Consider the following 24,525-nt stretch of genomic DNA (forward strand, 5'->3'; position numbering starts at 1 on the left):
GTTAAACTGTCAAGCGTGGCAACCCGGAGACCCCCCAAGCTGGACAAGAAGCAGGCCGTCGACACCGCGCTGCGACTGCTGAACGAGGTCGGCCTCGACGGCCTGACCCTGCGCGCGATCGCCAAGGAACTGGACGTCCAGGCGCCCGCCCTCTACTGGCACTTCAAGAACAAGCAGGAACTGCTCGACGAGATGGCCACCGAGATGTACCGGCGGATGGTCGCCGGGCAGCGGATCCCGGCCGACGCCTCGTGGCAGGAACGGCTGACGACCGCCAACACCGGACTGCGCGCCGCCCTGCTCGGCTACCGCGACGGCGCCAAGGTCTACAGCGGCTCCCGCTTCACCGGCACCGAGCACGCAGTACAGATGGAGGAGCACCTCCGGGCCTTCGTCGAGGCCGGCTTCGGCCTCCCGCAGGCCGTCCGCGCGCTCACCACGGCCTACTACTTCACGCTGGGCTTCGTCACCGAGGAACAGGGGGTCGAGCCCCTCCCCGGCGACCGCCGCGACGGCTACGACCCGGACGAACGCGCCGCGCGCATGGCGGAGTTCCCCCTGGCGGCGGCCGCGGGGGCGGAACTCTTCCAGGACTTCTCCACGGGCTTCGAGGAGAGCCTGCGCCTGCTCGTCGCGGGCATCGAGGCGCGCTACGGCATCTCCTGAGGGAGTGCCGCCGGCAGGCGGACGCACCGGGCACGGCGGGCCCGGACACGCCGGAGCGGTCCGGGACACCCGTCCCGGACCGCTCCCTCACGGCACCGGCGCGCGGCGGCGCCGTCCGGTCAACCGGTCAGATGACGCCCTGGGCCAGCATGGCGTCCGCGACCCGCTCGAAGCCGGCGATGTTGGCGCCGGTGACGTAGTCGCCCGGGGCCCCGTACCGCTCGGCCGTCTCGTGGGCGACGGCGTGGATGGACCGCATGATGCCGGCGAGCTCGTCCTCCACCCGCTGCGCGCTCCAGGCCACCCGGCCGGCGTTCTGGCTCATCTCCAGGGCGCTGACCGCGACCCCGCCCGCGTTGGCGGCCTTGCCCGGCCCGAACGCGACCCCGGCCTCCTGCAGGATCCGCACGGCCTCGGGCGTGGTCGGCATGTTGGCGCCCTCGGAGACCGCCTTGACCCCGCCCGCGACGAGCGTACGGGCGTCCCGCGCGTCCAGTTCGTTCTGCGTGGCGGAGGGGAAGGCGATGTCCGCCGGCACCTCCCAGACCCGTCCGCCGGGCACGAACCGCGCGGAGGACCCGCGGCGCGCCGCGTACTCGCTCACCCGTCCCCGCTCGACCTCCTTGACCTGCTTGAGCAGCGCCAGGTCGATGCCCTTGTCGTCGATGACGTAGCCCTGGGAGTCCGAGCAGGTCAGCGGGTTCGCGCCGAGCTGCTGGAGCTTCTCGATCGTGTACAGCGCGACGTTGCCGGAGCCGGAGACCACCGCGGCCAGCCCGTCCAGCGACTCGCCCCGGACCCCCAGCATCTCGGCGGCGAACAGCACGCTGCCGTAACCGGTGGCCTGCGGCCGGATCGCGGAGCCGCCCCAGCCCTGGCCCTTGCCGGTCAGGACGCCGGCCTCCCAGCGGTTGGTGATGCGCCGGTACTGGCCGAAGAGGTAGCCGATCTCGCGGCCGCCGACGCCGATGTCCCCGGCGGGGACGTCGGTGTGCTCACCGATGTGCCGGTGCAGCTCGGTCATGAAGGACTGGCAGAACCGCATGACCTCGGCGTCCGACCTGCCGTGCGGGTCGAAGTCGCTGCCGCCCTTGCCGCCGCCGATGCCGAGGCCGGTCAGGGCGTTCTTGAAGACCTGCTCGAAGCCGAGGAACTTCACCACGCCGATGTCCACCGAGGGGTGGAAGCGCAGGCCGCCCTTGTACGGACCGAGGGCGCTGTTGAACTCCACGCGGTAGCCGCGGTTGACGTGGACCCGGCCCCGGTCGTCCTGCCACGGGACACGGAAGACGATCTGCCGCTCGGGCTCGGTGAGCCGTTCCACCAGGGCCACGGCCGGGTCGGCGTACTCGGGCCGGGCGGTGAAGACGGGGGCCAGGGTGTCGAGGACCTCCCGTACCGCCTGGTGGAACTCGGGCTGTGCGGGGTTGCGGCGCTCGATCTCGGCCCGCAGTGCTTCCAGCCTGTCCTTCGAGTCCTTCACGTATGTCCTTCCGTAGGGTTCCACGTGCAGCGCGCCGCGAACGCGCGCTTTCGGAAGAGTTCTTCCGTCAGAGCGGCTCCTCCGCGGAGGCTACCGCGCACGCCGCCGGGCCGGTGAAGGCTTCTGCCCTGCGGACAAAAAAGCGCGTCAGCGGCCGTTCCCGGTGCCGCGGTCGGGTGCGCTCATGTCGCCCGTCGCGGGGATCCCGTCGGCGAGCCCGTAGCGCAGGTACACGGTGCCCTTCGGGCCGGCGGCCGGGGGCTGGAGGAGCGTGAGGCTGGTGGGCACCTCTCCCCCGTCGAACACCTTCTTGCCGACCCCGAGCACGATCGGGTGCACCCAGAGGTCGAGCCGGTCGAAGAGCTTCTCGCGCAGCAGGCTCTGCACGAGGTTCAGGCTGCCGACGACCTTCACGTGCTCGTGCCGGTCGCGGATCTCGCGGACCGCGGCGGCGAGGTCGGGGCCGAGCTGTGTGGACCCGGCCCACGACAGGTCGGGCCGGCCGCGCGAGGCCACGTACTTCGGGACGCGGTTGAAGAGGGTGGCGATGCCGTCGTCCTCGCCGCCCTCCTGGTGGGGCCAGTAGGCGGCGAAGATGTCGTAGGTCCGCCGTCCGAGCAGGAGGGCGTCCGTGCCCTCGTACGCGGCGCCGACCTGCTCCCCGGACACCTCGTCCAGCAGGGGCGCCTGCCAGCCGCCGAACGGGAACCCGACCGGGTCCTCGTCGGGGCCGCCGGGCGCCTGCCCGACGAGGTCGAGGGTCGCGAACAGCTCGATGTGGATGAGTCCCATGACGTGCTCCCGGTGCGTCGGTCTTCTTCCGTCCATGGATAGACCGGCGGGAGCCCGCGAACTCATCGCCACGACGGACATCGCGACGGACATCGCCGCGAACCTCGCGACGGGAGTCGCGGGCGGCATCCGGTCCGGCCGGTGACCGGCCGGTCACCGGCGGGTCATGAGTCCGATGCCGTGTTCGAACCGCTCGTCGAAGGAGGCGTCGCCCAGGTGGGCGCCGACCCGGCTCAGGGCGGGGTATCCGCCGGGCGCCAGGGCCGCGGCCAGGGTCTCGCCGTGGGCCCGGTCCGCGGTCTGCTCCTCCTGGGCCAGCCCCAGCACGAAGTAGACGATCGACCAGCAGGTCCAGGCGGCCTCCCGGTCGCCGAACCCGCCGGCGAGCAGCGCCTCGACCATCCGGTCCGCGAAGCGGAGCGTGCCCGGTTCCGCGACGTGCGTGCCGGCCACGATCACCGCGCCGTCGCGATGGGAGAGCAGCGCCCGCCGGTAGCGGCGGGCGAGCTCGTGGACGCGCTCGCGCCAGTCCTCGGGCAACCCCTCGGGGGAGACCTCGGCGACGATCGCGTCGGCCATCAGCTCCAGCAGGCGGGCCTTGGACTTGGCGTGCCAGAGCACGGTGTTCATCCGTACTCCGAGGCGGTCGGCGACCCCGCGGACGGAGACCCCCTCCGCCCCGCGCTCGTCCAGGAGCTCCAGCGCCGCCCGCACCACACCGTCTTGCTTTTTGGTCACTGACCAAGTCTACTTCTTGGTCAGTGACCAACAAGGAGGATCCTCGATGATCGTCATCGTCGGAGCCGGGCCCGTCGGCCTGTGGCTGGCGGCAGAACTGCGGCTGGGCGGAGCCGAAGTGACCGTCCTGGAGGACCGGGAGGAGCCGGATCCGCACTCCAAGGCCCTCACGGTGCATCCCCGCACCCTGGAGCTGCTGGCGTGCCGCGGCATCGTGGACCGGTTCCTGGACGAGGGCCGCCGCATCCCGGACGGCCACTTCGGCGGCCTGGACGACCGGATGGACTTCGGCGTGCTCGACACGCCGTTCCCCTTCACGCTCGCCCTGCCCCAGGCCCGTACGGAGGCGCTGCTGGAGGAGCACGCGCGGGCCGCCGGAGCCCGGATCCTGCGGGGCCACCGCGTCACCGGCCTCGCCCAGGACCCGTCCGGCGTCACGGTCGAGATCGCCGGGAGGCCCCCGGTACGGGCCACCCACGTCGTCGGCTGCGACGGCACGCGCAGCGTCGTACGGGGCGCCGCCGGCATCGCCTTCCCCGGAACGGACGCCACCACCTGGGGCTGGCTCGGCGACGTCGTGCTGGACGCGCCGCCGCGGGGCCCGGTCAGCGTCTCCGGTCCGGCCGGCGGCCTGATGGTGGTACCGCTGCCGGGCGGTGTGCACCGGATCGTCGGCGGGGACCCGGACGGCGCCGGCCCCGCCCGGCCCGGCCCGCTGACCCTCGACGAGCTGCGGGCCAAGGTGGTGGCCATCTCCGGGGGCGACTACGGGCTGCGCGACCCGCGCTGGCTCTCCCGCTTCGGCAATGCCACCCGGCAGGCCGAGCGCTACCGCAACGGCCGGGTGCTGCTCGCGGGCGACGCCGCGCACATGCACTTCCCGACCGGCGGCGTCGGTCTCAACGTCGGTGTCCAGGACGCCGCCAACCTCGGCTGGAAGCTGGCCGCCGTGGTCAGGGGCGAGGCGGGCGACGCCCTGCTCGACTCCTATCACGACGAACGCCACCCGGTCGGCGCCGAGTTGCTGGCGTCGACCCGCGCGCAGACCGCGCTGATGACCGGCCACTCCCCCGAAGGACAGGCGCTGAGAGCCCTGCTGAGCGGGCTCATCGCCGACCTGCCGGAACTGTCGCGCACCCTGGCCGAGCGGTTGTCGGCGCTGTCGGTCGCCTACCCGGCCGGCGAGGGCGGCCACCGGCTCGCCGGCACCCGCGCCCCCGACCTCCGGCTCGGCGGCGCCGGGCTGTTCGCGCTCCTGCGGTCCGGCCGGCACGTGCTGCTGGACCTGGCCGGCGGGGCCCCTGCGGCCGAGGGCGTCACCCACCACCGCGGGCCGCTCGCCGCACCGCACGCGGACTGGGCGGGGGTGGCGGCCGCGCTGATCCGCCCCGACGGCCACGTGGCCTGGGCGGGTGACGGTCCCGAAGCCGATGCCCGGGCGGCGGTCGCCGGGCGGTGGGGGTGACCCGGCGGCGGGGGCGGCCGCCGGGTCATCCCCGTCGGGCGAAGCGGAAGGTGGTGACCACCGCCGCGTGGTCGGAGGGCCAGTCGTTGGCCGCGACGTCCGGCCAGGGGGCGATGCGGCCCGTGGCCAGGGCGGTGGAGTCCAGGACGTCGAGGCGGTCGCCCGCGTGCAGCACGAAGTCGATGCGGTCCTGCGGTTCCGGGCGGCCGCTGCCGTCCTCGTGCCGCGGGTGGACGGGCGACCAGGTGGTTCCGGGAGCCGCCACCGGGTCCGGGTGCGCCTCGCGGTAGGAGTCGCGCAGCCCGGCCCGTTCCACGGCGCGGGAGACGGGCCAGTCCACCGGTCCGTGCCCGCCGTGCAGCGGGGCGGCCGCGGCCGTCCAGTCCAGGTGCGAAGGGGCGTTGAAGTCCCCGACGAGCAGGACCGGCGTACGGTCGGCCGCCGCCAGGTCCGGCGCCATCGCGGCCAGGATCCCGTCGATCTCGCGGACCCTGCCCGACTCCCCCTCCCGGTCGGCCAGTTCGGCTGCCGGGAGGCCGCCGAAGCAGGCGTCGTAGGGCCCGTACGGCGTGTAGTTGAGGTGGGCGGTCCACAGCACCAGCTCGTGCGGGGTGCCGTCGGGGTGCTCGTCGAGCCGGATCCGGGCGCCGGCGGCACCGTAGAAGCCGACCGCGGGGTCGCCGAGGGTGTCGACGACGGGGTGGCGGCTGAGGACCGCCAGGTTCTCCCCGGCGCTGTGGTGGAACCAGCCGAGCGCTTCGGCGAGTTCGGGCGCGGCGTGCACGGCGGTCTCCTGGAGGCCGACGACGTCGATGTCCGCGGCGAGGAGCACGGCCAACTGCTTGTCGCGGTGGCCGTCGACGGGGCTGCCGCCGAGCCACAGGTTCCAGCTCATCACCCGGACCCGGTCGAGCGGGGGCGCGTCCGCGGCCGCCACGGGGATGCGGACGGTGAGGCGGGCGGTGGCGCCGTGCGCGTCGACCGCGGTGACCTCGGCGACCTCGGCGACCTCGGCGACGGCGACCTCCGCGCCGTCCGGGCCCGGTGGGGGCGTGGGGGTGGGGGTGCCGCTGAGGGTGCCGTCGGCGTGGACCGTGAGCCAGGCGGGGCCTTCGGCGGCCGCGAAGGTCACGGGACGGGCCGCGCCGCGCAGGAGGCCCGCGACACGGGCAGTGAAGGGCCGGCCGGCGCGGGCGCGGCGGGTGGTGAGCCCGGGGACGAGGAACCGGGGCGCCGGGGCGTCGGCGACCAGGGCCCGCAGCCCGTCGGGTGTGGCCTGTTCCAGGGAGTCCAGCACGGTGCGGCCCGGGGCCGGGTCGATCCTGGCGACGGAGGGCACGGCGAGGACCTGGCAGCCGGCGGCTTCGGCCGAGGCGACGCCGGTGGGGGTGTCCTCGACGGCCACGCACGCGGCGGGCGGGACCCGCAGCGCGCGGCAGGCCGCCAGGTAGGGGTCGGGGTTCGGTTTGGTCAGGGCGGTGTCGTCGGCCGTGACGGTGACCGTGAAACCGCCGTGGCCGGCCTCCGCGAGGGCGGCCACGACGGTCTCCGCGACCTCCCGGGGGGAGGCCGTGACGAGGGCGGTGGGGACGCCCTCGTCGCGCAGGGCGCCGAGCAGGGCCAGCGCGCCGGGCCGGAGCACGACCCGGGTGCGGACGCGGTCGGCGAAGGCCCGGTGCAGCTCGGCGGCGATCGCGGCGGCGGGGGCGCCGCTGCGGGCGGCGAGGACGCCGGCGGTGTGCTCCACGGGCCGGCCGAGCACGTCCGGCTGGTCCGCCTCGACGAGGACGTGCCCGAGCCGCTCGGCCGCCTCCGCCACGGTGTCCCACCAGAGCTGCTCGGTGTCGACGAGGGTGCCGTCCATGTCGAAGAGGACGGCTTGCAGCGGGGTCGGGGCAGGAGTGTACGAGGACGTCACGAACGGGTTCTCTTTCCGGTGCGGAGGGGGTGCGGGGCCGGGGGTCGGGGCGGGCCCGCGGTACGGGCGGACCCCGGCGGTGGCCGAACCCGGGCCGGGGCGGCCGACGGAGCGCCCGCGGTACGCGGGGCGGCGTGCGGTACGGGTGCACCCGGGCGGGGGCGGAACGCGGGGCCGGGGCGGCGGGGCCTGCGAACCGTCCGGACGGACGGAGCGACGGCGGGACGCGGGGCGGGGCGGCCGACGGACCGTCCGGGCGGACGGAGCGCCGGCGGGACGCCGGACGGGGGCGCCGGCCGCGGGCGGGACCGCGGCGGGGCCGTGCCCGGGGCGATCCCGGGCGGGACCCCGGCCGCCTCGGGCACGGCCCGGCGCCGCCGGTCCGCGCGGGTCAGTCCGCGCGCGGGGCCACCAGGACGGGGCGGTCCGGCAGCGACAGGCGAACGGCCTCGCCGACGGCGGGCCGGCCCGCGTCGTGCGCGGGAACGTCGGCCTTGACCAGGGTGCCGTCGGCCAGGGCGACGGACACGCGGACGGTGGCGCCCAGGAACGAGGTGCCGATGACCCGGCCTTCCCCGGCCGCGTCGGCGCTGACCCCGAGCGACTCGGGCCGTACGAGGACGTCGACCTCGGCGCCGTCCGCGGTGCTCGGCGGGGTGCCGTCGACGGCGAGGCGGCGGCCCAGGACCTCGACGGCCGCGCCGGAGGCGAGGAGCCGGCCCGGGATGCGGCTCATGGTGCCCACGAACTCCGCGACGAAGGCGGTGGCGGGACGGGCGTAGAGCTCCGCCGGGGCGGCGCACTGCTCCAGACGGCCGGCGCGCATGACCGCGACGCGGTCGGCCATGGACAGCGCCTCCTCCTGGTCGTGGGTGATGAAGAGCGTGGTGATGCCCAGTTCCTGCTGGAGGCGGCGGATCTCCTCGCGCAGCGTCAGGCGCACCTTGGCGTCGAGGGCGGACAGCGGCTCGTCCAGGAGCAGGACCCGCGGGCGCAGGGCGAGGGCGCGGGCCAGCGCGATGCGCTGCTGCTGTCCGCCGGAGAGCTGGTGGGGGAAGCGGTCGCCCTTGTCGGCGAGGCCCACGAGTTCGAGCAGTTCCGCGGCGCGGGCGCGCCGTTCGCTGGTGCGGACCCGGCGCATCCGCAGTCCGAAGGCCACGTTGTCGAGGGCGTTCAGGTGCGGGAAGAGGCTGTAGGACTGGAAGACCATGCCGGCGTCGCGGCGGTGCGCGGGAACGGCGGTGATGTCCTTGCCGTCGACGAGGATCTCGCCCGCGTCGGGGTGCTCGAAGCCCGCCAGCATGCGCAGTGCGGTGGTCTTGCCGCAGCCGGACGGGCCGAGCAGGGCCAGGAGTTCACCGGGGCGCACGGTGAGGTCGAGTCCGTCGAGTGCGGTGGTGGTGCCGAAGGCCCGGCGCAGGCCGCGCAGTTCGACGGTGGCCGCGTCGGACGGTACGGGCGTGCCGTTCGCGGCCGGCGCGGGTGCGGTGAGGCTCATGAGGGGTGTCATTTCCGGTCGGTGGTCGAGGAGGGGGTGCGGCGGCCGCCGAAGCCGGCGAGGACCAGGAGCAGCAGCCAGGTCACCAGCAGGCTCATGACGGAGACGGCGACGGACATCTGGGACTGCGAGCCGCTGATGTTGACGATCCAGACGGCGAACGGCCGGAAGCCGAGGAGCTGGGCGGTGGTGAACTCGCCGAGGACCAGGGCGAGGGTGAGGAAGGAGGCGCTCAGCAGGGCTCCGCGCAGGTTCGGCAGTACGGCGCGCAGAAGGGCGTGGGGCAGGCTCGCGCCGCACGAGCGGGCCGCCTCGACGAGGGTGCGCACGTCGATGGCGCGCAGTCCCGCGTCCAGGGCCCGGTAGGCGAACGGCAGGGCCATCACGGCGTAGGCGAGGACGAGGACGACGGGGAAGTCCGGGTTCTGGACGGCGACGAAGGTCTGGAAGAGCGGGGTGCGGGAGAGGTGCTCGGGCCCCCACTTCAGGACGGTGCCGATGCCGGCGACGAAGGCGATGGGCGGGACGACGAGCGGCAGCGAACAGACGACCTCGACGACGGGCCGCAGCCTGGAGGCGGTCAGCCGCAGCGCCACCGTGGCGGGAACCATGAGCAGCAGCACCACCGCGATGGTGGCGGCCGCGAGTTCGAGGGAGAGGAGCAGGCTGGGCAGGAAGCCCTCGGTGTCCAGGATGCGGGTGTAGGCGTCGAGGTTCACGCCCTGTCCGGGCACGTCGACGGTGAAGACGACGGAGGCGGCGAGCGGCACCAGGAAGTACAGGGCCGCGGCGGCGAGGACGAGGGCGCGCCAGGGGGCCGCGGCCGGGGTCGGTCGGGCGGTCAGGCGAGCCATCGGGCGCTCCGTCGTTGCAGGGGCAGGTAGACCGCCATGACCAGGCCCGCGACGAGGACCATGTCGAGGCTGAGGGCGAGGGCCACGTTCTCCTGCCCGATGAGCACGTTGCCGGAGATCGCGTCGGCGATCTGGAGCGTGACCAGCGGGACCGAGCTGCCCACCATCGCGGCGGCGGTGGCGTAGGCGGCGAAGGCACTGCCGAAGAGGAGCACGAGGCCGCCGAGGAGGGAGGGGGCGAGGACGGGCAGGGCCACGTGCTGCCAGTACTGGCGGTGGGTGGCGCCGTTGTTCTGGGCGGCCTCCCGCCACTGGGTGCGCAGCCCGTCGAGGGCGGGGGTGATGGTGAGGACCATGAGGGGGACGAGGAAGTAGAGGTAGACGAGGACCAGGCCCCAGAAGCTGTAGAGGTTCCAGCCGCTGTCGGTCAGGCCCAGCTCGCGGGTCAGGACGCCGGAGTTGCCGAGGGTGGCGACGAAGGCGAAGGCGAGGGGGACGCCGCCGAAGTTGGCGAGGACGCCGGAGGCGGTCAGGACGGCTTCGCGCAGGGCCCGCAGCGGGGAGGTGACGACGGCCTGGGCGAGGAGGAGGCCGAGGAGGGCGGCGAGGACCGCGGAGGTGGCGGACAGCTTCACGCTGCCGAGGAGGGCGGTGAGGTAGGCGCCCTGCCAGGAGGCGGCCAGGTTGCCGAGGCCGTACGAGGCGGCGCCGGTGGCCGGGTCCCGGGTGGTGAAGGCGCCGTCGAGCATGGCGACGGCGGGCAGGCCGAAGGCGATCGCGGTGAACAGCAGCAGGGGGACGACCGCGAGTGCGCCGGAGCGGCGGGCCCGCCGCCCGGTCCGGGCGGCGGGGGCGGGCGCGGCGGCCGCGGGGGCGGCCGCCGCCGTGCGGGGTGTGGTCATGTCGGTGGTCATGGAGGTCGTATCGGTGGTCGTGTCAGAGGTCGTATCGGTTCTCGTGTCCGTGGCCGGGCCGGCGGTCAGCCGGCGACCGCCTTGCCCCAGCTCTGGGCGAGGACGCCCTTGGCCTTGGTCTGCTGGGCCTCGGTGGGGAAGGTCGGGGTGCCGCTGACCTGCGGGAGCTTGGCGGCGGCGGCCTTGTCGAGGGTGCCGGCGCCTTCCATGGCGCTCATGAGCACCGGCCGGGCGTAGCCCTTCAGCCAGAGGTTCTGGCCCTCGGCGCTGTAGAGCCACTCCTGCCACAGCCGGGCGGCGGCGGGGTGCGGGGCGTCCTTGTTGATGGCCTGGGCGTAGTACTGCGCGTACTTGCCGTCCTCGGGGACGGCGACCTTCCAGTCGACGCCCTTGCCCTTGAACTGGTCGGCGTAGCCGGCGTTCAGGTAGTCCCAGTCGATGCTGATGGGCGTCTCGCCCTTCTCGACGGTGGCCGGGGTGGACTCGACGGGCGTGTAGTTGCCGTTCTTCTTCAGCTGCCCGAAGAAGTCGATGCCGGGCTGGATGTCGTCGAGGGAGCCGCCGTTCGCGAGCGCGGCGGCGTAGACGCCGCCGAAGGCGGAGCCGGACTTGGTGGGGTTGCCGTTGAGGGCGACCTGGCCCTTGTACTCGGGCTTGAGGAGGTCCTTGAAGGTGGTGGGGCAGTTCTTGACGCGGCTCGCGTCGCAGCCGATGGAGATGTAGCCGCCGTAGTCGTTGTACCAGCGCGCCTGGTCGTCGCGCTGCGCCGAGGGGATGTCGCCGTAGGAGGCGACCTTGTAGGGGGCGAAGAGGTCCTGCTGGGCTCCGCTGACGGCGAAGGAGGTGCCGAGGTCGAGGACGTCGGGGGCGCGGTCCTGGCCCTTGCGGCTGGTGACGGCGTTGATCTCGTCCTGGCTGCTGCCGTCGGGGTTCTCCACCTCGACCTTGATGCCGTACTTCTGGGTGAAGCCGTCGATGAGGGCGCCGTAGTTGGCCCAGTCGCGGGGCAGGGCCATGGCGTGCAGGACGCCTTCCTTCTTGGCGGCCTCGACGAGGGCGTCCATGCCGCCGAAGTCCGCCGCGGAGGTCGCGGTGGCGGCGTCCTTGCCGGTGGCGGTCTTGTTGTCGGCCTTCTCGGGGGCGGCGCCGCAGGCGGTGAGGGTGAGGGTGGCGACGACGGCGAGGCAGCCGGCGAGGGCGGCGTTTCTCGGCAGGGACACGGTCTCTCCTGGGAGGTTGCGCGAGGGAGCGCGGGGAGGGGTGGGAGGGGTACGGCGGACTCGAAGGCTCCGAGACCAACTTGTCTGAACAAGTTGGCCTCAGTAGGCCCGGCATCCATGACCTTCCGGTGAACGGAAAGCGACGGATTCCGGCCAATAACCTGGACACTCTCCGTTCGTTTCGGCCCGAGCGGCCCGGCGCTTACGCTGTAGGCGCCAAGTGCATTGCGCACATAAAGCGTTCACGACGAGGGACGGGAGTACAGCCGATGACGGCCCGGCACGAGGAGATCGCCGAGGAACTGCGGCGGGCGATCGACCGCGAGGAGTACGCGGTGGGGGCGCTCCTGCCCGCCGAGACCGAGCTGGCGGCGCGCTTCGGGGTCTCCCGGGGCACCGTCCGCCAGGCCGTGCTCGCCCTGACCACGGAGGGCCTGATCGGCTCCCGGCAGGGCGCCCGGCGCGTGGTGCTGGCCAGCCGCCGCAGCCAGAGCTTCGGCGAGCTGCGCAGCTTCGCCCAGTGGGCCGCGGCCATGGGCCGTACCGCGACCGGCCGGGTGGTGGCGTCGCAGCACCGGCCGGCCACCGACCGGGACGTCATGTGGCTCCAGGTGGAGCCCGGGGCACCCGTGCTGCACGTGCTGCGCGTGCGCGGACTGGACAGCGAGCCCGTCCTGCTGGAGCGCACCGTGTACGCCGACTGGATCGCCCCCGCCGTCGAGCGCATCGAGCCGGACTGCCCGTCGGTGACGCAGCGTCTGCTGGACGACACGGGGCTGGTGTTCGCATACGGGGAGCACCTGATCGACGCGGTCGCGGCGGGGGCCCGGGACGCCGAACTCCTCGAAGTACGGCGCACCAGCCCCCTGTTGCGGGTGCGCCGCATGACCACCACGCGCGACGGCCGGCCGGTCGAGTGGTCGGACGACCGCTACCGCTCGGACGCGGTGGGCTTCAGCGTCCACAACTCGATCGGCAGCAACCCCCTGGCCCGCCGCACGGGCCCGGCCCTCGACGACGCCTGAACGCCGTTCGTCACGCGGTTCGGCCGACTACGGGACGGCGAACCCTACGATGTCCGTTATGCCCGGTACGGTAGCCGTCGATCCTCTCGCCCCCTCCGCCGGCGCAAGGCTCCGGTCCGGCGCCCGGCTGGTGATCTGCGCCGCGGTGCCCTGGTACCTCTGCCTGTGGTGGGGGACGAGCACGGCGCCCGTGCCCGCCGCCCTGCCGGCCGTCCTGATCCTCCGTGAGGACGTGTACGCGGCTCCTCGCCTGGCCCGGGAGCGACTCCTGGGCGTCTTCGCCGGCGTGGTGCTCAGCACGCTCCTCCTGGACCGGCTGCCGCCCTCGTCCCTGTCCTTCCTCGCCGTGCTCGTGTGCGGGTCTGTCGGCATGTACCTGCTGGGCCGGCCCGGTTCCCCCAACCAGCAGGTCCTGATCACCGCGCTGATGATCTACGCCACCGCTCTCCCCGGGTACCCGCTGGCGCGCCTGGCGGAGACCCTGGTCGGCATCGCCGTGGTGGTGCTCCTCGGACCGCTGCTGTGGCCGCCGGACCCGTACCGGTCGGCCGCCGAGGGCCTCGACGCCTACCGGGCCGGGGTGGGACACCTCCTCGACGGGGTGGCCGGCCGGCTCGCCCGCGGCGGGCCGGCCACCGCCCCGGACCCGCTGCCCGAGGGGGCGCGGCTGTGGCTGCGGCCGCAGGCCTGCCGGGACGCCTTCGACCGGGCCGCGCACCGCCGGCGGACCCGCACGCCGCCGGACGGGCTCGACGGGCGGCTGAGCCTGGCGGCCCGGAGCGCCGTGACCCTCCAGTGCTTCACGCAGGAGCTCCGGGAGCGGGCCCGCGGCCCGGCGACCCCGGATCCGTCGGCCCCGGACGCGTCGGCGGTCCCGGATCCGCCGGCGGCCTACGCACCGCCCGCGCCCGATCCCGCGCTGCGCGACATCGCCCCGCTGGTCCGGGCGACCGCCGTGGCCCTGGACGCGGCCCTGCGCGGCGAGGAGTTCGCCGCGGAGCTCGACCGGGCCCGCGGCCTGGACCTCGCCCACCGCTCGGCCCATCCCACCCGGCACGACGCGGTCCTGCGGGCGGGCCTGCACCTGACGCACGAGGCCCTCAGCGACCACCTCGCGGCCCGCCGCTGACCGCGGGCCGCTCGGCCGGGACCGCCCGCGGCAGCAGCAGCGGGGTGGCCATGGCCAGGACGCCGGCGATCGCGATGGCGGCGCGCGGGCCGGTGAGCACGGCCAGCAGGCCCCACAGGGCGGTGAGCGCGGCGATGGCGGCCTTGCCGGTGACCGACCAGGCGAGCAGGGTGCGGGCGGCCCGGTCGGCGGGGGTCCGCTCCAGCCGGCAGGTGGCCAGCACCGGGTTGAAAACCCCCATGCAGGTGATCAGTCCGAATTCGACCGCCATGACGAGCACGAGCCCGGGCGTGCCGGGGCCGGTGAAGGCCAGCCACGGCAGCCAGCAGGCCCGCAACGCTCCCGCGGTGAGCATGACCCGGTGCCGACCGAACCGCTCGACCAGCCGCGGCGCCAGCCGCGAGCCGATCAGGCCGCCCACGCACGGCACGGCGAAGGCGAGTCCGTACTGCCAGGGCGCGAATCCGAGCGGGCCGAGCATGAGGACGGCCAGCAGCGGCGAAGTCGCCATGATCAGGCCGCTGACCAGCGCGGTGTTCAGGAACAGCGGGCGCAGCACGGAGTCGCCCAGGATGTGCCGCCACCCGGCGAAGACCTCGCCGGCCCGCAGCCGCTTCCGCGGTCCGGCAGGGGCGGGGTCGGGGACGGGGCGCGGCTCCGGCCCCCCGATGGCGCGGATCCCCGCCGCCGAGAGCAGGTGGCTGACCGCGTTGGCCATGACGGTCGCCACCGGCCCGAAGGCGGCGATCGCGGCCCCGCCGAGCGGCGGCCCGAGGAGGGTGGCGGTCCACGTCGTCGATTCGAACCGGCCGTTGGCGACGAGCAGGTCCTGCGGCGGGACGATCTCCTTCAGGCACGCGCCGCCGGCCGCCGTGAAGGCGATGCCGGCCGCGCCCACGACGACCGAGACGACCAGCAGCTGGGCGAAGGTGAGCCCGCCGAGCGCGAACGCCACGGGCACGCTGGTCAGCGCCGCGAAGCGGACCAGGTCCATGGCGATCATCACCGGCCTCTTGGGGCGGGACTCCACCCACGGCCCGAGCGAGAGCGCCAGCACCGCGCCGACCGCCGGCCCCACGGCCGCCAGCAAGGACACCTGGGTCGTGCCGGCGTGCAGCACGAGGATCGCGATCAGGGGGAACGCGTCGAAGGCGAGCCAGGTGCCGAGCGTGCTGACGGCGTACGAGGTCCACAGCCAGCCGAAGCTCCGGCCCAGCGACCGCCCGCCCACCATGATCCGCCCGCCCCGTTCTCCGTACGGACGGCTTCGCGCCGCCCCCGGGATCAAAGCGAACCGCGCACGGCGGGTCAACCCGGCAAGGCCGTCGGTCCGCCGGGTTCCGGCGGGCCGACGGCCTCGTCCTCGCGGTGTCGGGGCGGGCGGGGCGGGCGGGGCAGGCGGGTTACGGAACCGGCTGCTGCTGGGTGACGCAGTGGATCCCGCCGCCGCCGGTGCCGAGGCGGTCGATGTTGAGCTGTTCGACGACGCGGCCCGGGAAGAGGCGGGTCAGCGTGGCCCTGGCCGCCTGGTCGGCCCGGGTGTCCCCGAACTGGCCGCTGATGACGGCGCCGTTGCACACGTAGTAGTTGGCGAAGGAGGCGAGGAAGTCGGGGTTGGTGGAGCGGATCTTGTAGTAGTCGGGGCCCTGCAGCTGCTCGACGGACATCCGGGCGCCGCCGGCGGTCGTGGCGCCGGACAGGATCTGGTACTGCTGGCGCGCATCCTTGGCGTAGACGTCGTTGTCCGAGGCCAGCGGCATCTGGACGAGGGCCCTGCCCGGCGCGAGGAAGCGGGAGGTCGCGTCGACGTGGTCGTCGGTGATGTCCTGGCCGACCACCCCGTCGAACCAGATGACCTTGGTCGCGCCGTAGGCGGTGCAGAGCGCGGCCTCGATCTGCGACTGCGACTTGTTGGGGTTGCGGTTGCGGTTGACGAGGCTGCTGCGGGTGGCCATCAGGGTGCCCGCGCCGTCCTGTTCGACCGCGCCGCCCTCCCCCACCAGGCCGGCGGAGGTGAAGGGGACTCCGACGTGGGCCGCGATCCGGCCCGCCACCAGGGCGTCCTTGGCATGGGCCTGCTTCTTGCCCCAGCCGTTGAAGTTCAGGCCGACCGCGTCCAGGCCGCCCGCTCCGTCGGTGCGGAAGACCGGTCCGGAGTCGCGCATCCAGCAGTCGTCCACGGGGATGGTGGTGATGACGGTGACGGTGGAGCCGCACAGGGACCGGGCCTTCGCGGCACTGGCGGAGTTGGCGCAGAGGTAGACCGGTTCGTACTTGGCAATGGTGCGGGCGATGAGGGCGATGTCCGACTGGACGCCGGCGAGCTTGCTGCCCCAGATGGAGCTGCTGTCCGGCCAGGCCATCCAGGTGCGGGTGTGGCGGACGTCCTCGATCGGTACGCGGAAGGCTCCCGCCGCGGCGGGGGCCGGGCGGGCCGCGGCCCGGGCCCGGCCCTCGGCCACCGCGAGGGTGGCGGCCGCGGCGGTGACGCCCGCGGCCGTGAGGAACCGGCGTCTGTCCATGCCCGCACTGGGCGGGTTCGCTGCGTGATCGTTCATGAGGGGTCTCCTTGTGGGGGTGAGCTCCGTGAACTCCCCGCGCCGACTGCGGGGTTGACCGGAAAGCTAAAACTGGCCAAGCGCTCGGTCAATACTTTGGACGGGGGTATTCCGGAGGATCCGGGAAAGCCCCAGGTGGCGGCGGGCGGGCTCGTTAGAGTGACGCCATGGCAGCCTCCGCGAACGACTCACCGGACCCGTCCGCTCCGCCCGCGCGCACGGGGCGGCCCCGCGCCTCGGCCAAGGGCGAGCAGACCCGGGCACGGCTGATCGCCGCCGCGCGGACGCTCCTCGCGGGCGGTCTCGCCGAACGCTTCACGACGCGCAACGTGGCCGCCCTGTGCGGCGTTTCGCACGGGATGTGCCACTACCACTTCCAGGACCGGACCGATCTCGTCCTGGCGGTCGTCACGGACATCCGCCCGGAGTGGATCCTGCCCCTGGAGGAGGCGGTCGCGGCCCCCGGGTCGTTCGCCGAGCGGGCCGAGCGGGTGGTCGAGCTGCTCTCCCGGCCCGAGGGCGCCGAACTCTCCCACCTCCATTCCGCGTTGCACTGGCACGCGCTGAACGACGAGCGGGTGCGGGAGAGCCTGGAGGCTGAGTACCGGCGCTGGCGCCGCTGTTTCGTCGCCCTTTTCCAGGTCCTGGCCGACGAACGGGCCGCGGGCCCGGCCGGCGGCCCCGCAGTCGATCCGCTCGCGCTGGGCGAGGCCGTGGCCGCCGCCGTGGACGGCCTGGCGGCCGCGGAGTCGCTCGGCTCCGAGGTCGACTCCGGCCCGGTGCTGCGCACCCTGGTCCGTACGCTCGCCGCGGGCGCCTGACCCCTGCGGGGCCGTTCGCGGATCAAGCCGAATCCAGCCGGATCAGGCCGGATCGGATCGGACCGGACCGGGCCGCGGCGTCCGCAACCGCGCGGTCTCCGCAGCCCCGCAGACCGCTTAAAGGGCCCGGCGGGCGGCCGCGATCGCCTGCGGGTCCCATCCGGGGCGCGGCACCGACTCCAGCAGGAGCCGAGTGTACGGATGACCGGGCGCGGCGAGGACCTCCTCCGTGCGGCCCTGCTCGACGACCGCCCCGTGGCGCATGACCACGATCTCGTCGGTCACGCACCGCACGACCCCGAGGTCGTGGGTGATGAAGAGGTACCCGATCCCGGTCTGCTCCCTGATGTCGGCCAGCAGGTTGAGGATCTGCGCCTGCACGGAGACGTCGAGGGCGGCGACCGCCTCGTCCAGTACGAGGACGGCCGGCTCGACGGCGAGGGCCCGGGCGATGGCGACGCGCTGGCGCTGGCCGCCCGAGAGCTGCCGCGGCAGGGCGTCGGCGGCGCGGGTGCCCAGGCCCACCTGGTCGAGGAGTTCGCGCACGCGCCGCGTGTGGTCGCGGCCGGGGAAGTGCAGCCGGAGGGTCTCCCGCAGGGCCGCTTCGACCCCGGTGCGCGGGTCCAGGGAGAGGTAGGGGTCCTGGAAGACCATCTGCACCTCCCGCGCTCGGGCGAGCCGCGCGGCCCGTCCGCCGGTGCGGCCGCGCCCGGTCCGGGACCGGCCGCGTACCAGGACCTCTCCCCCGTCGGCCCGCTCCAGGCCGACGACGATGCGGGCGGTGGTGGTCTTGCCGGAGCCGGACTCCCCCACGACGCCCAGCGATCCGCCGGCGGGGAGCGCGAAGGAGACGTCGTCCACGGCGCGGACCGCCCCGAAGGTGCGGCGCAGCCCCCTGACCTCCAGTACGTTCTCAGGCATCGACGGCGCTCCCTTCGAGCAGGTCGCTGTGGTGGCAGGCGGCCCTGTGGTCCGGCCGGTCCGGGGCCGTCGCCGGCAGCGGGGCCCGCTGGTCGCAGACCTCGGTGGCGAGCGGGCAGCGGGTGGCGAAGGCGCATCCGTGCAGGGGCTCGCGCAGGTCGGGCGGCTGGCCCTCGATGGCGGCGAGCCGGCCGCGGGGTCCCTCCATCCGCGGGGTGGAGGCGAGGAGCGCGGCCGTGTAGGGGTGGCGGGGGCGTGCGAAGAGGACCTCGGCGGGGCCGGTCTCCACGATCCGCCCGGCGTACATGACGTAGACCCGGTCGCTGATGGCGGCGGCGAGGTCGAGGTCGTGGGTGACGAAGAGCAGGCCGGTGCCGAAGCGTTCGCGCAGGGCGGCGAGGAGGGCGATGACCTCGGCCTGGCTGGTGACGTCCAGGGCGGTGGTGGGCTCGTCGGCGAGCAGGAGCGCGGGGTCGCCCATGAGGGCCGCCGCGATCACGACGCGCTGGAGCATGCCGCCGGAGACCTGGCCCGGGTACTTGCGCAGGACGGACTCGTCCAGGCCCACCGCCCGCAGGAGTTCCACGGCGCGGGCGGTGGCGTCCGCCCGGCTCGTGGTCCCGGTGAGGGTGACGCTCTCGGTGAGGAAGTCGCCGATGCGGCGCAGCGGGTTGACGGCGGCGCGCGGGTCCTGGAAGACCATGGCCGCCGAGCCAGCCCGTACGGCGCGCAGCCGGTCGGCATCCATCGTGAGGACGTCCTCCCCGCCGACCCGTACGGAGCCCTCGACGACCGCGCCGGGCGGCAGCAGGCGCAGGGCGCTGCGGGAGGTGAGGCTCTTGCCGGAGCCGGACTCGCCGACGAGGGCGACGGTCTCGCCCGCCCCGACGCTGAGGTCGACGCCGTCGAGGACGGGCCGGGCGGTGCCGGGCAGGGTGACCCGCAGGCCCTGGATGTCGAGGGTGGGCACCGGTTGCGCGGGGTTCATCGGCTTCTTCATCGGTGTCTTCATCGGTCTCTCCTGGCGACACGGTCGGCCCACCGCTCGCCCACCACGTTGAAGGCGACCACGGTCAGCACCATGAAGGCGCAGGGCAGGATCGCGGACAGCGGGTAGCCGTGCTGGATGGCCGTCTGCCCGTCGAAGACCATGCGGCCCCAGTCGGGGGTGAGCGCCGGTACGCCGAGCCCGAGGAAGGACAGCCCGGCGAGGTCCATCAGGGCGTAGCCGAAGTTGATGGTGGACTGGGCGAGGACGACGGGGGCGATGTTGGGAAGGACGTGGCGCAGGCAGATCTGCACGGCCGAGTGGCCCTGCACCAGGTAGGCGCTGACGTACGGCCGGGCGCGTTCGGCCAGGACGAGCGAGCGGGTGAGGCGGCTGACGTACGGCAGGTAGGCGACGGCGAGCGCGATGACGGGGGCGAGCAGTCCCTCCCCGTAGACGGAGATGATCAGGATGGCCAGCAGCATGCCGGGGAAGGCGAAGACCAGCTCGGTGCTGCGGGAGAGGACGGAGTCGAGCCAGCCGCCGCGCCAGGCGGCGGCCATGCCGACGGCGATGCCGGCGACGGTGGAGAAGACGACGACGCCCAGCGGGCCGAGCAGGGAGGTGCGGGCGCCGAGCAGCAGCCGGGAGAGGGTGTCGCGGCCGGCGGCGTCCACGCCGAGCGGGTGCGCCGCGGACGGGCCCGCGAGGGCGTTGCCCAGGTCGACGGCGTTGGGGTCGTAGGGCACCAGGAGCGGTGCGAGCAGGGCCGCGAGGACGACGACGGAGACGAACCCCAGGCAGAGCAGGTGGAGCGGGGAACCGGTGGCGCGGATCCGGGCCAGGCCGGGGCGGCGGGTGAGGACGGCGGTCATGCGGCGGCCTTCCTGGATCCGAGGGTGACCCGGGGGTCGACCAGGGGCAGCAGCAGGTCCACGGCCAGGTTCACGACCATGAAGAGGGCGACGATGATCAGGGAGACGGCCTGGACGGTCGGGAAGTCCTTGGTGGTCGTGGACAGTTCCAGGAGCTGGCCGATGCCGCCGATGCCGAAGGCGGTCTCGACGAGGATGGTGCACACCAGGAGGGTCGAGACGATCAGTCCGCCGGTGGTCAGGACCGTTCCGAGGGAGTTGCGGAACACGTGGCGGCGGATGACCTGGCGTTCGGGCACCCCGCGGCTGCGGGCGACGGTGACGTGCTCGCTGTCGAGCGCTTCGAGCATGGCGGAGCGGGTCACCCGGGCGAGCATGCCCGTCAGGTAGAGCGCCAGGGCGATCGCGGGGAGGGTGAGGTGCCAGAGCATGTCGCCGAGGCCGTCGCCGGCCCCGCTGCTGGGGAACCAGCCGAGCTGTACGGCGAAGAGGCCCTGGAGCAGGACCGCCGCGACGAAGGACGGGGTGCCGACGGCGAACGTCGTGGTGACGAGGACGGCCGAGTCGGTGGCGCCGCCGCGGACGGCGGCGATCCGGCCCAGGAGCAGGCCGACCGCGACGACCAGGAGCAGGGCCATGGTGATCAGCAGCAGCGTCACGGGGAGCCGGTCCGCCAGGAGGCGCGAGACGTCGGTGCGGTAGGTGATCGACCGGCCGAAGTCGCCCTGGAGCACGCCCCCGAGCCAGCGGAAGTACCGTACGAGGAAGGGGTCGTCCAGGTGGTACTGGGCGTTGATCGCGGCCAGGGCCTCCGGGGAGGCGGACCGGCCGGCGAGCAGGAAGCTCGCCGGGCTGCCCGGTGCCAGGTACATGGCACCGAAGACGACGAACGAGGCGGTGAGGAGGGTGGCGGCCATCTCCGCCACCCTGCGCACGGCGAACCTGACGAAGCTCACTGCGCGGCCCCCACGTCGGCGGCCCACGGGTGGTACATGTAGGAGATGGTGGTGGGCGCGCCGGTGATCCGCCGGTTCATGAAGAGCGCGGTGGGCCATTCGGAGACGGGGATCCACAGCAGCTGTTCGGCGGCGTGGCGCTGGAGCTTCGCCTCGATGTCCATGCGCTGCTCGGTCGGGTAGGCGGCGGTGGCCTGGTCGACGAGCCGGTCGTACTCGGGGTCGCTGTAGCCGGCGAAGTTCATGTAGGCGCCGGTCTTGAAGTTCTGCAGCAGGTCGAGCGGGTCGGTGATCGAGTCGTAGTAGGTGAGCGGGAACATGTCGATGCCCTCGCGCGCCTGCGGGTCGGTGAACAGCGCGGTGAACGCGTTCGGGGCGATGGTCTTCAGCCGGATGTCCAGGCCGATCTGCGTGCCGGCGGCCTGGACGGCGGTGGCGAGGAGGGAGACGTCCTGGCCTATGGAGCTGGTGGCCACGGTGAGGGTCTTTCCGGTGGCGCCGGCCTCCTCGACGAGGGCCTTGGCCTTCGCGATGTCCTGGCCGGTGGGCGGGAGGCCGTCGAACGCGGTCTTCAGGGTGCGTTCGGGTGCGGCGGCCCAGGCGGCCCGGGTGGTGAGGGAGTTGGTGACGGTGCCGGCGCCGCCGAGTCCGGCCTTGACGAACCCGGTGCGGTCGAGGGCCAGGGACAGGGCCCGGCGGACGCGGACGTCGCCGAGGGGCCCCTTCATATCGGTGATGTTGACGTTGACGGTGCTGAGGCCCTCGCCGAAATAGAGGGTGCCGATGCCGGCGTTGCGGAGCCGGGCGTAGCTCTCGGTGGGGATCAGGTAGCCGCCGTCGACCTCGCCGCTGAGCATGGCGTTGGTCCGGGCCGACGGGTCGGTCATGAAGCGGAAGACGGCCTTCTTCGCCTTGGCCTTGGTGCCCCAGTAGCCGTCGAAGCGGTCGAGTTCGATCGACTGGCCCTTGTTCCAGGTGCCGAGCGTGAAGGGCCCGGTGCAGGCGAGGCCTCCGGTGGTGCCGTAGTCCTTGCCGGCCGCCTCCACTCCCGCCTTGGAGGCGACGACTCCGGCGGCGGTGGCCATGTACTGCGGGAACTGCGAGTCGGGCTTCTTCAGTTCGACGGTGACCTGGAGGGGTCCGGTCTTCGTCACGGAGGCGACGTTCTGGAAGACCTGTGCCCAGGCGGCCGCGTTGTCGGGGTCCGTCTGGCGGCCGAGGCTGAAGACCACGTCGTCCGCGGTCATCTCCTTGCCGTCGTGGAAGCGCACGCCGGGACGGAGGTCGTAGACCCAGGTGGTGGGTGTGGGGTTGGAGGCCTTCTGGGCGAGACCGGGTTCCGTGGTGAGGGCCGGGGTCCAGCGCATGAGGCTCTCGCACACGTTCGACAGGACGGTGTTCTGCGGGTAGTCGAAGGCGACCGTGTAGTCGAGGGTGGGCGGTTCGGCGTAGACGGCCCAGCTGAAGGAGTCGATCTCGCCGCGCGCGGGCGGCGTGGTGGCGGAGAGGTGGACGTCGGTGACGGCGCCGCCCTCGTTCCTGGGCGGGCCCGAACAGGCTGCGAGCAGGGAGACGGTGGTCAGGACGGCGGCGGTGAGGGCCGCTGCACGGCGGCCCGGCCGGCGGTGGGACCGTCTGCTCGTGCGGGGTGTGGTGGTGTTCATCTCGCGCTCTCTTTGCCGTGAGGGATGCGGGGGGAGGAGCGGGCGGACCGCCGGAGCGGTCCGCTGGGAACGGTCGGCGTCCGGGTCAGCCCGCGGCGGCCGCGCGCTTCGCCGCGAGGGGGACCTGCTGGGTGATGCAGTGCACGCCCCCGCCGCCGAACGCGATCGCGAGCGCGCGTACGCCGACGACCTTGCGGCCGGGGTACGCGGTGGCGAGGACGGCGAGGGCGTCCTCGTCCTGGTGCAGCCCGGCCACGGGGACGACGACGCCGCCGTTGGCGACGTAGTAGTTCAGGTAGGAGACCTCGATCCGGCCGTCGGCGACGTCGGCGAAGGCCGTCTGCGGCACGTCGATGATCTCCAGACGCCGGCCCCGGGCGTCGGTGGCGGCTTCCAGCACCGCGCGGTTGGCGCGCATCCGGGCGTAGTCGGGGTGGGTGGGGTCGGACGGCAGCGAGACCACGACCGTGCCGGGCGCGGCGAACGCGCACACGCCGTCGACGTGGCCGTCGGTCTCGGTGTCGAGGAGGCCGCCGTACGGGAGCCAGATGACCTTGGTGACGCCGAGGCGGGCCTTCAGCTCGGCCTCGATCTCCTCGCGGCCGAGGCCGGGGTTGCGGTTGGGGTGCAGGAGGCACTGCTCCGTGGTGATCAGCGTGCCCTCGCCGTCGACGGTGATCGCTCCGCCTTCGAGGATCATGTCGGAGGCGATGCGGTCGACCCCGAGGTGGTCCAGCAGCAGGGCGCTGATCCGGTCGTCGGCGTCGAACGGGTGGTGCTTGCCGCCCCAGGCGTTGAATCGGAAGTCGACGCCCGCGCGGTTGCCGTCGCCGTCGAGGACGAAGAGCGGGGCGGAGTCGCGGAACCAGGAGTCGTCGAGCGGCAGCTCGATGACGGTGAGGCCGGCGGTGTCGGTGCCGCAGTGGGCGCGGGCGTCGTCGCCGTGGCCGGGCGGGGCCACCATCGTCACGGGCTCGAAGGCGGCGATGGCGCGGGCGACGTTCGCGTACTCCTCCTTCACCTCGGCCAGCACGCTCCCCCACAGGTCCTCGCGGACCGGCCAGGCCATCAGACAGCCCTCGTGCTCGGACCACTCGGCGGGCATACGGTATTCGGACATCAGGTGTCTCATTTCTTTCGTTGGCAGAGTCTTCCACTGGACTGAAAATTCAGTCAAGGGCTGAGGCGCGGGGCGAGCCGGCCGAGGGGCGGGGAGAAGTGCGCGGCGGGCCACCCTCGGAAGGGGGCGGGCGAACGGTCGCGGGCCGGCGGCTCGGGCTTCGCTTCACTCTGGCATTGACTGAAAATTCAGTCAATAGATGGGACGGCGAAAAGCGCAGGCCACCCGGGGGTGGGCGAAGGGCCGGTGAACGGAGGGGCGGCCGGGCGGGTCAGCCCTGGCGGAGACCGGCCAGTTCGGCGTCGATGGCGCCGCTCATGAGCTCCCGCGCATGACCGATCCTGATGCCGCCGCTCAGCCAGCGCATGCTGAGGCCTTCGAGCAGGGCGGTGAGCCGCTCGGCCGCGGCGGCGAGCGATGACGCGGGGGCCATCGGGTGGACCTGGCCCAGCAGCGCGGCGACCTCCTGGACCCACACCAGGGTGGCCCGGGCCAGGTCCTCGCGCAGCACCTCGTCGAAGACGGCGCTCGCCCGCAGTTCGCCCCAGGCCGAGCTGTTCTCCCGCACCTCCACGGTGTCCTGGAGCTCCAGGAGCAGGGTCTCCTCCAGCTCTTCCCGGGGGGTGAGCGGCGGGTCGTCCGGGTCGCGGTCCGTGGTGTAGCGCTCGGCGCGGTCGTTGATGAATTCGAGGGTCTGGCGCAGGACCCCCGTACGGTCCTTGAAGTGGTAGTAGATCAGGGCGGTCGACACGCCCGCCTCGGCCGCGAGTTCCTCCACGCGCAGCCCGCGGACCCCGCGCCGGGCGATCACCCGGGCGGCCGCTTCCAGGATCTGAGTGCTGCGAGACGCCATGGACCGCACCTTACCGGGGCGTTCCGGCGGCGGCGTACGCGGCCCGGCACGGGTCCCGCGGGCCGGG

At 73.8% G+C, this 24,525-nt stretch carries 22 protein-coding genes; 5 read left to right on the forward strand and 17 right to left on the reverse strand.

The window, feature by feature from the left end:
* Positions 1–15 precede the first annotated feature (15 nt).
* The gene (locus tag AB0O53_RS08410) at positions 16–666 is read left to right on the forward strand and encodes a TetR/AcrR family transcriptional regulator C-terminal domain-containing protein (protein WP_350991016.1); all 651 of its coding nucleotides are present in this window, start codon (positions 16–18) and stop codon (positions 664–666) included.
* Between the two features lie 127 nt (positions 667–793).
* On the opposite strand, the gene gdhA is transcribed toward AB0O53_RS08410, so the two are convergent.
* From gdhA to AB0O53_RS08425, 3 genes are all read right to left on the reverse strand, one after another.
* On the reverse strand, positions 794–2,149 hold the full coding sequence (gene gdhA / locus AB0O53_RS08415; protein WP_350991014.1) for an NADP-specific glutamate dehydrogenase: 1,356 nt from the start codon (positions 2,147–2,149) through the stop codon (positions 794–796).
* 147 nt (positions 2,150–2,296) lie between these two features.
* Positions 2,297–2,941, reverse strand: coding sequence for a dihydrofolate reductase family protein (locus tag AB0O53_RS08420; protein ID WP_350991012.1), 645 nt, complete (start codon positions 2,939–2,941; stop codon positions 2,297–2,299).
* A 153-nt stretch (positions 2,942–3,094) separates the two neighbouring features.
* Positions 3,095–3,679 carry a TetR/AcrR family transcriptional regulator gene (locus tag AB0O53_RS08425; RefSeq protein WP_350991011.1) on the reverse strand — a complete coding sequence of 195 codons (585 nt, stop codon included), beginning with the start codon at positions 3,677–3,679 and terminating at the stop codon, positions 3,095–3,097.
* A gap of 46 nt (positions 3,680–3,725) precedes the next feature.
* Here AB0O53_RS08425 and AB0O53_RS08430 point away from each other — a divergent pair, with 46 nt between their 5' ends.
* Positions 3,726–5,144 (forward strand): FAD-dependent monooxygenase, encoded by a 1,419-nt coding sequence (locus AB0O53_RS08430; protein ID WP_365194020.1) that lies wholly within the window; start codon positions 3,726–3,728, stop codon positions 5,142–5,144.
* Positions 5,145–5,169: 25 nt separating this feature from the next.
* On the opposite strand, the gene AB0O53_RS08435 is transcribed toward AB0O53_RS08430, so the two are convergent.
* The 5 genes from AB0O53_RS08435 to AB0O53_RS08455 form a co-directional block, all read right to left on the reverse strand.
* A complete protein-coding gene (locus AB0O53_RS08435; RefSeq protein ID WP_365194023.1) occupies positions 5,170–7,062 on the reverse strand; it encodes an HAD-IA family hydrolase in 1,893 nt (630 codons plus the stop codon).
* A 391-nt stretch (positions 7,063–7,453) separates the two neighbouring features.
* On the reverse strand, positions 7,454–8,560 hold the full coding sequence (locus AB0O53_RS08440) for an ABC transporter ATP-binding protein (protein WP_350991006.1): 1,107 nt from the start codon (positions 8,558–8,560) through the stop codon (positions 7,454–7,456).
* An 8-nt stretch (positions 8,561–8,568) separates the two neighbouring features.
* Positions 8,569–9,414: an ABC transporter permease gene (locus AB0O53_RS08445; protein WP_350991004.1), complete on the reverse strand. Its 846-nt coding sequence runs from the start codon at positions 9,412–9,414 to the stop codon at positions 8,569–8,571.
* Positions 9,402–10,316, reverse strand: coding sequence for an ABC transporter permease (locus AB0O53_RS08450; protein WP_403137620.1), 915 nt, complete (start codon positions 10,314–10,316; stop codon positions 9,402–9,404). Before AB0O53_RS08450 ends, AB0O53_RS08445 begins: the two co-directional genes overlap by 13 nt.
* Before the next feature lie 77 nt (positions 10,317–10,393).
* Positions 10,394–11,542 carry an ABC transporter substrate-binding protein gene (locus AB0O53_RS08455; protein ID WP_365194186.1) on the reverse strand — a complete coding sequence of 383 codons (1,149 nt, stop codon included), beginning with the start codon at positions 11,540–11,542 and terminating at the stop codon, positions 10,394–10,396.
* A 275-nt stretch (positions 11,543–11,817) separates the two neighbouring features.
* Between AB0O53_RS08455 and AB0O53_RS08460 the strand changes: the two genes are divergently transcribed.
* Both AB0O53_RS08460 and AB0O53_RS08465 read left to right on the forward strand, forming a co-directional pair.
* Positions 11,818–12,573 (forward strand): GntR family transcriptional regulator, encoded by a 756-nt coding sequence (locus AB0O53_RS08460; RefSeq protein WP_350991002.1) that lies wholly within the window; start codon positions 11,818–11,820, stop codon positions 12,571–12,573.
* Positions 12,574–12,631: 58 nt separating this feature from the next.
* Complete coding sequence (locus tag AB0O53_RS08465) at positions 12,632–13,702, forward strand: FUSC family protein (RefSeq protein WP_365194028.1); 1,071 nt, start codon at positions 12,632–12,634, stop codon at positions 13,700–13,702.
* Here the strand turns inward: AB0O53_RS08465 and AB0O53_RS08470 are convergent.
* Both AB0O53_RS08470 and AB0O53_RS08475 read right to left on the reverse strand, forming a co-directional pair.
* Positions 13,674–14,936 (reverse strand): MFS transporter, encoded by a 1,263-nt coding sequence (locus AB0O53_RS08470; protein WP_365194031.1) that lies wholly within the window; start codon positions 14,934–14,936, stop codon positions 13,674–13,676. The genes AB0O53_RS08465 and AB0O53_RS08470 overlap by 29 nt on opposite strands.
* Positions 14,937–15,105: 169 nt before the next feature.
* Positions 15,106–16,260, reverse strand: a complete 1,155-nt coding sequence (locus AB0O53_RS08475; RefSeq protein WP_365194033.1) for an agmatine deiminase family protein — start codon at positions 16,258–16,260, stop codon at positions 15,106–15,108.
* A 167-nt stretch (positions 16,261–16,427) separates the two neighbouring features.
* Here AB0O53_RS08475 and AB0O53_RS08480 point away from each other — a divergent pair, with 167 nt between their 5' ends.
* Complete coding sequence (locus AB0O53_RS08480) at positions 16,428–17,081, forward strand: TetR/AcrR family transcriptional regulator (RefSeq protein WP_365194036.1); 654 nt, start codon at positions 16,428–16,430, stop codon at positions 17,079–17,081.
* A 117-nt stretch (positions 17,082–17,198) separates the two neighbouring features.
* Here AB0O53_RS08480 and AB0O53_RS08485 read toward each other — a convergent pair whose 3' ends face one another.
* The 7 genes from AB0O53_RS08485 to AB0O53_RS08515 all read right to left on the reverse strand — a co-directional run bounded on the left by AB0O53_RS08485 (position 17,199) and on the right by AB0O53_RS08515 (position 24,458).
* Positions 17,199–18,002, reverse strand: coding sequence for an ABC transporter ATP-binding protein (locus AB0O53_RS08485; RefSeq protein ID WP_350990992.1), 804 nt, complete (start codon positions 18,000–18,002; stop codon positions 17,199–17,201).
* Positions 17,995–19,014 (reverse strand): ABC transporter ATP-binding protein, encoded by a 1,020-nt coding sequence (locus AB0O53_RS08490; RefSeq protein ID WP_350990990.1) that lies wholly within the window; start codon positions 19,012–19,014, stop codon positions 17,995–17,997. Before AB0O53_RS08490 ends, AB0O53_RS08485 begins: the two co-directional genes overlap by 8 nt.
* Positions 19,011–19,865, reverse strand: coding sequence for an ABC transporter permease (locus tag AB0O53_RS08495; protein WP_350990988.1), 855 nt, complete (start codon positions 19,863–19,865; stop codon positions 19,011–19,013). The genes AB0O53_RS08490 and AB0O53_RS08495 overlap by 4 nt, the downstream gene beginning before the upstream one ends.
* Positions 19,862–20,821 carry an ABC transporter permease gene (locus tag AB0O53_RS08500; protein ID WP_365194041.1) on the reverse strand — a complete coding sequence of 320 codons (960 nt, stop codon included), beginning with the start codon at positions 20,819–20,821 and terminating at the stop codon, positions 19,862–19,864. Before AB0O53_RS08500 ends, AB0O53_RS08495 begins: the two co-directional genes overlap by 4 nt.
* Entirely contained in the window at positions 20,818–22,485 is a 1,668-nt protein-coding gene (locus AB0O53_RS08505; RefSeq protein WP_365194043.1) for an ABC transporter substrate-binding protein, read from the reverse strand. The genes AB0O53_RS08500 and AB0O53_RS08505 overlap by 4 nt, the downstream gene beginning before the upstream one ends.
* Before the next feature lie 85 nt (positions 22,486–22,570).
* Positions 22,571–23,605 (reverse strand): agmatine deiminase family protein, encoded by a 1,035-nt coding sequence (locus AB0O53_RS08510; protein WP_350990982.1) that lies wholly within the window; start codon positions 23,603–23,605, stop codon positions 22,571–22,573.
* Positions 23,606–23,876: 271 nt separating this feature from the next.
* Positions 23,877–24,458: a TetR/AcrR family transcriptional regulator gene (locus tag AB0O53_RS08515; protein ID WP_206309965.1), complete on the reverse strand. Its 582-nt coding sequence runs from the start codon at positions 24,456–24,458 to the stop codon at positions 23,877–23,879.
* Positions 24,459–24,525 lie beyond the last annotated feature (67 nt).

The sequence above is a fragment of the Streptomyces erythrochromogenes genome (genome assembly GCF_040684695.1).
GTDB classification, from domain to species: Bacteria; Actinomycetota; Actinomycetes; order Streptomycetales; family Streptomycetaceae; genus Streptomyces; species Streptomyces erythrochromogenes_C.